We start from the raw sequence: 6,089 nt of genomic DNA on the forward strand, positions 1-6,089 counted from the left end.
GCGCCCGGCGCACCCAAGGCACCGGGCGCGCCGGCGGAAGAGGCTCCGGCTCAGCCCGCCTCGGGGTCCGGGTCAGAGCCCGCCGTGGACGCGGACACCGCGTCACAGCCCGACTCCGCGTCACAGTCCGACTCCGCGTCGCCGTCGGACACCTCGGCCGAGGAATCGGAGTCCGCCGCCGCGACCACCGAGGCAGCTGCCCCGGCCGCACCCGGGAAGGGGAACTCGATCCCCCGCTCGACCAAGCCCGGCGGCTACGGCCTGTCCCTGGGCTGAGCACCCCCCAGGCACCTCTGCGGCCCGTGATCGGACACCCCGATCACGGGCCGCAGGTGCATTGACGGGTCCCGCCGTCAGCAGGGGTGGTGCGCCTGCTGGACCTGGTACACGGGGGTGGGCACGCCCTCCATCCTCGCCTTGAGCTGCAGGGCCAGGTACTTGGAGTAGTGGCGGGACTGGTGCAGGTTGCCTCCGTGGATCCAGAGCTGCTCGACGTTCGTCGGCTTCCACATGTTGCGGAGTTCCCCCTCCCAGGGCCCGGGGTCCCGCGTGGTGTCGGAACCGTATCCCCAGACCTTGCCCACCCGGTCGGCGACGTCCTGCGACACGAGATCGGTCAACCACTGGTTCATCGAGCCGTACCCGGTGGCGTAGACGATGAGGTCGGCGGGCAGGATCGTCCCGTCGTCCAGCTCCACCCCGTCGGCCCGGATCCGCGTCACCTGCCCGCGTGCCAGCGCGACCTCGCCGTCGATCACCAGTTGGCTGGCACCGACGTCGATGTAGTACCCCGAGCCGCGCCGGAGGTACTTGAGGAAGAGGCCGGACCCGTCCTCCCCGAAGTCCAGCTCGAATCCGGCCTCGCGGAGTCGGCCGTAGAACTCCGAGTCCTTCTCCGCCATCTGCTCGTAGACGGGGATCTGCACCTCGGGGAGCAGGCGGTAGGGCCAGGAGGCGAAGAGCATGTCGGCCTTCTCGGTCGTCACCCCCGCCTCCAGTGCGTCCTCGGAGTACAGGGGTCCGAGCGCCAGCGACATGAGCGACTCGCTCCGCGCGATGTGGGTGGAGGACCGCTGGACCATGGTGACGTCCGCTCCGTGGTCCCAGAGCGCGGCGCAGATGTCATGGGCCGAGTTGTTCGAGCCGATCACCACGGCCCGCTTGCCCTCCACGTCCCCCTCACCGGTGAACTCCGAGGAGTGCCACTGCTCGCCGGTGAACGAGTCCGCGCCCTCGACGTGCGGGATGTTCGGGTAGCCCGAGACCCCGAGGGCGAACACCAGCTGGGTCGGGCGGAGCTCCACCTTCTCGCCTCTCCGGTCCACCTCGACCCGCCACGTCCCGGACTCCTCGTCGAAGTCGGCGGTCAGACACTGCGTACCGGACCAGTAGTCGAGCTCCATGATCGCGGTGTAGTGCTCGAGCCAGTCCCCCACCTTGTCCTTGGACGGGAAGACCGGCCAGTCATCGGGGAAGGGGATGTACGGGAGATGGTCGTACCAGACCGGGTCGTGGAGGTGGAGTGACTTGTAGCGCTTGCGCCACGAGTCGCCGGCCCGCTCGTTCTTCTCGATCACGATGGTCGGCACGCCCAACCGCTTGAGCCGGGCGGCGAGCCCGATCCCGCCCTGGCCTCCGCCGATGATCACCGTGTACGGCTGCTCGGTGTACCCGAGGGTCTCCTGGCGCTCCTGCTTCTTCTCGAGCCACGTCGTGCGCCCCCGGCGGATGACGTGCTCGACGCCCTGGTCCCGGGTCCGGCGCCTCTTCTCCTCGTGGCCCTTGAGTTCCTGCATCGTGGTCAGGAGGGTCCAGGCCTTGCCGTCGCGCAACCGGAGGTGGGCCCATCCGCGGCCGACCGCGGTCTCGAAGGTCACCCACGCCTCGGTCACGTCACCCGACGCGCTCGCGGGGTCGTCGAGCCTCCAGGCGGAGGGCGAGACCGCGGCCAGCTGGGATTCGAGCATCTCGCGGATCTCCTCCCGCCCCTCGAGCGTCTTGAGGTTCCATGTGAAGGCGACGAAGTCGCGCCAGTAGCCCTCGGGGTCGAACAACTGCGCCGCCCGCTCCGCGTCCCCCGCCCGGAGGGCCTCGTCGAACTCCCCGAGCCACCTCTCGACCGTGGCGTCGGCGCCTGAACCGGCGCCGCCCGCCCCACCCCGGTCGGCCGGTGCATCTGTCGTCTGGGTCATGTCCGCTCCTTCGTCTCGTGTAGCTTCGGCAATGACGTAGATCACACTTTCTTCCCCAGGGGGTGGCAATGTCGTTGCACCCGGCCCTGCGGTTCTCCGACCCCCGGGCCTTCGCCGAGCGCTCCATCAGGGCCCACGGAATCGCGCTCTCCGGGGGCGCGACCTCCGACCTCGATTCGCGGGTTCTACGGGCGTGGAGGCGCAGTGGCGCGGCCGGGATCTCGCCGGATCAGGAGCTGCCGGCCCGGGTGCTCACCCGTGAACAGGTCGCGGACGCGCGCCAGCGCACACCCCTGCGTCACATCGCCGCGGACGTGGTGGCCTCGGTGTCCGACACGTCCGCCGCGGGCCGCCACCTGGTGGTCCTCACCGATTCGCGGGGGTGTCTGCTCTGGCGGTCGGGAAGTCCGCACGTACTCCGCCGCGCCGACTCGATCGCGTTCGCCGAGGGCGCGGACTGGTCCGAACGGGGGATCGGCACGAACGGCATCTCCCTCGCGTTGGAGACCGGGACGTTGACCCACGCCACCGCGGGCGAGCACTACGTCCGGGCCCATCACGGCTGGACCTGCACGGCCAGTCCCGTCCGGGACGCCCGCGGCAGGATCCTCGGGGTCCTCGACGTCTCCCATCCGGTCCGCTTCTCGAGCTCCGAGACGGCCGCGCTGGTCCGTTGCGGTACCCGGTTGGCCGAGACGCTGCTCGCGAACGGAGTGGGTGGGCCGTCCCCGGACGACCCCCGCCCGCCGGACGCGGGCTCGCGCCCCGGACCCGGCCCCGACGAGAGCACGGATCGGGGCGACAACCCGGTGACGGAGATCCGTCTGCTCGGGTGGAGGCCGTCGGTGATCCGGGCCGACGGGTCGACGGTCGACCTCACCCCGCGAAGGGCGGAACTGCTCGCGCTCCTGGCGTCCCGGGAGGCGTGGACCGCGCGCTCCCTGTCCGAGGCGCTCTACGGGGACAGGGACGCCACGGCGACCGTCAGGGGCGAGGTCCGCAGGCTCCGTCAGCTCACCGGCCTGTCGATCGACTCCCAGCCGTACGCCCTGGCCTCCCACGAGCGAGGCTGCGTGGACTTCCTCTCGGTGGAGCATCCCGACGATCTCCTGCCCCTCTCGGAGATCCCGGCCATCATCGACCTGCGGTACGGGATCTGAGGCCACGGGATCTGACACCGCGGTTCGGCGCGGCCGGAACCACGTCCGACCGAGGTGGCACAATCAGCAGTCATGACGCCGGAGAACACGGGACGCACGCTCCACCAGCCGCGCACGCTCGACCAGTCGTCCAAGCTCAAGGACGTCCTCTACGAGATCCGCGGCCCGGTGCTGGCGCGGGCGAACCAGCTCGAGGCGGAGGGTCACCGGATCCTCAAGCTGAACATCGGCAACCCCGCCCCCTTCGGGTTCGAGGCGCCGGACGTGATCATGCGCGACATGATCGCTGCACTGCCCCACGCGCAGGGCTACTCGGAGTCCAAGGGCATCCTGTCGGCCCGTCGAGCGATCTTCACGCGGTACGAGCTGGTCCCCGACTTCCCGCAGCTGGACGTGGAGGACATCTACCTCGGCAACGGCGTGTCCGAGCTGATCACCATGACGATGCAGGCGCTGCTGGACGACGGCGACGAGGTCCTCATCCCCGCCCCGGACTACCCGCTGTGGACCGCCATGACCTCACTCGCCGGGGGCAGGCCCGTCCACTACCTCGCAGACGAGCAGGACGACTGGAACCCGTCGCTCGAGGACATCGCCTCGAAGATCACGCCCAAGACCAAGGCCATCGTCGTGATCAACCCCAACAACCCCACCGGGGCGGTCTACTCCCGGGAGGTCCTGCAGGGGATCGTGGACCTGGCCCGCGAGCACAGTCTGCTCATCCTGGCGGACGAGATCTACGACCGGATCGTCTACGACGAGGCGCAGCACACCTCCATCGCCTCGCTCGCGCACGATCTGCTGGTCCTGACCTTCAACGGCCTGTCCAAGACGTACCGCGTGGCGGGCTACCGGGCGGGCTGGATGGCGATCACCGGCCCCAAGGCGCACGCGGCCGGGTTCCTCGAGGGCCTGGAGCTGTTGGCCTCGACGAGGTTGTGCCCCAACGTGCCCGCGCAGCACGCCATCCAGGTGGCACTCGGCGGGTACCAGTCGATCAACGAGCTGATCGAGCCCGGGGGCAGGCTCCACGAGCAGCGCGGCATCGCGTGGGAGAAGCTCAACTCGATCCCCGGGGTGAGCTGCGTCAAGCCGATGGGCGCCCTCTACGTGTTCCCCAGGCTCGACCCGGAGGTCCACGAGATCCACGACGACCGCCTGTTCGCGCTGGACCTGCTCGAGCGCGAACGCATCCTGGTCACCCAGGGCACGGGGTTCAACTGGCCCGACCCGGATCACTTCCGGGTGGTCACGCTGCCCGCCGGCCGCGACCTGGCCGTGGCGATCGAGCGGATCGGCAACTTCCTGGCCTCGTACCGCCAGTAGTCCGGGCGCTCAGTGCCGCGCGCCCACGGTCGCCCGGTCCAGTTCCTCCGGGGTCACGTCGCGGGAGAGCCACACCGCTGCCGCGGTGGTGAGCGGGACACACAGGGCGAGGGCGATCGCGCCGACGAGCGACCGCATCAGCTCCACGGCCACGACGTCGGAGGTGAGGATCGACAGCGGCGAGCGGGTCCCCAGCGAGAACAGCAGCAGCAGCGGCAGCGCCGACCCGGTGTACGCCAACACCAGGGTGTAGACCATCGAGGCGACGTGGTCGCGTCCGACCCCCATCGCCGACCGGAACACCTGGACGGGTCCGGCGTGCGGGTCGAGGTGGCGCATCTCGAACACGGTCGCGGACTGGCTCACGGTGACGTCGTTGAGCACGCCCAGGGCGCCGATGATGAAGCCGGCGAGCAGCAGTCCCGTCAGCGAGACGTGCTGCACGAACACCTGGACCTGGGTCGTGGAGTCGCCGCTGAGCCCGGTGATCCTGGTGGTCTCGATGACCACCCAGCTCAGCAACGCCGCCGCCAGCATCGCCGACAGGGTGCCGAGCAGCGCGGCGTGCGTCTTGAGGTTGATCCCGTGGACCACGTAGATCACCAGGTAGAGCACGGCGGAGCCGCCGACCACGGCCACCAGGATGGCCGGGTTGCCGTCGAGGATGGAGGGGAGGACGAACCCCACGACGACGACGAGGGCCACCGCGATCCCGATCAGGGCCCGCAGTCCCTTCCACCGCCCGACGGCGACCATCACCACGGCGCCCACGAGGAGCCACAACGCCATGGGCACGGTGCGGGTGAAGTCCTCGAAGGCATAGGTGTCGGTGGCCCCCTGGGGGGAGCGGCCCAGCTGGATCTGGTCGCCCTCACCGAGGTCCGGGGATCCGGGCCCGGGTGGTATCTCCAGCAGGACCTGTCGGCCGGCGTCCGGGCCGGTGTCGAGTCGCACGATCGAGCGCGGACACTCCGGGCCGGGGAACCGGGGCTCGAGCGGTGGACCGGGCAGCACCCGACCGTTGTCCGGGGAGCCGCAGGGTGCCACCTCGGTGGACACGACCTCGCCCCGCTCGGTCACCACCGAGGACCCGGACGACTGGGCGAAGTACGGGTCCAGCTCGGGGTCCTGGAAGGTCGGCCACAGCAGCGCCACCCCGATCATCGTCGCGACCGCGCCCAGGATCAGTCCGACCACCGTGATCCGGCCGGCGCCGCCGGACGGAACGAGGCGGGACCCGTGTCGGGGGCGCTCGACCCGGTGCCGGTGCCGGGGAGGGGTCGCTGGCCGGTCGCTCACGCGGGTAACCCTAACCCGCGCCGGGCCCGGTCGGAGTCGGAGGACGGTCGGAGCCGGAGGACGGTCGGAGTCGGAGGACGGCCACCCGGGCGCGGTCGACCGGTCAGCTGGC

Annotated in this window: 5 protein-coding genes; 3 read left to right on the forward strand and 2 right to left on the reverse strand. The window is 70.6% G+C overall.

From position 1 onward, the window contains the following. The coding region (locus G6028_RS09760) for a hypothetical protein (protein WP_206685742.1) at positions 1 to 276 on the forward strand (276 nt) is incomplete at its 5' end. 77 nt (positions 277 to 353) lie between these two features. Here the strand turns inward: G6028_RS09760 and G6028_RS09765 are convergent. Next, positions 354 to 2,192, reverse strand: a complete 1,839-nt coding sequence (locus tag G6028_RS09765; protein WP_182658747.1) for an NAD(P)/FAD-dependent oxidoreductase — start codon at positions 2,190 to 2,192, stop codon at positions 354 to 356. 68 nt (positions 2,193 to 2,260) lie between these two features. On the opposite strand from G6028_RS09765, the gene G6028_RS09770 reads away from it, so the two are divergent. Together G6028_RS09770 and G6028_RS09775 are read left to right on the forward strand one after the other, a co-directional pair. Beyond that, positions 2,261 to 3,352 (forward strand): helix-turn-helix domain-containing protein, encoded by a 1,092-nt coding sequence (locus tag G6028_RS09770; RefSeq protein WP_182658748.1) that lies wholly within the window; start codon positions 2,261 to 2,263, stop codon positions 3,350 to 3,352. A 72-nt stretch (positions 3,353 to 3,424) separates the two neighbouring features. Then, positions 3,425 to 4,678, forward strand: coding sequence for a pyridoxal phosphate-dependent aminotransferase (locus G6028_RS09775; protein WP_179523539.1), 1,254 nt, complete (start codon positions 3,425 to 3,427; stop codon positions 4,676 to 4,678). Positions 4,679 to 4,687: 9 nt separating this feature from the next. Here G6028_RS09775 and G6028_RS18060 read toward each other — a convergent pair whose 3' ends face one another. After that, positions 4,688 to 5,977, reverse strand: a complete 1,290-nt coding sequence (locus G6028_RS18060; RefSeq protein ID WP_179523540.1) for a YibE/F family protein — start codon at positions 5,975 to 5,977, stop codon at positions 4,688 to 4,690. Positions 5,978 to 6,089 lie beyond the last annotated feature (112 nt).

Source organism: Dietzia cercidiphylli (genome assembly GCF_014145145.1).
In the GTDB taxonomy this organism is placed as follows: Bacteria; Actinomycetota; Actinomycetes; order Mycobacteriales; family Mycobacteriaceae; genus Dietzia; species Dietzia natronolimnaea.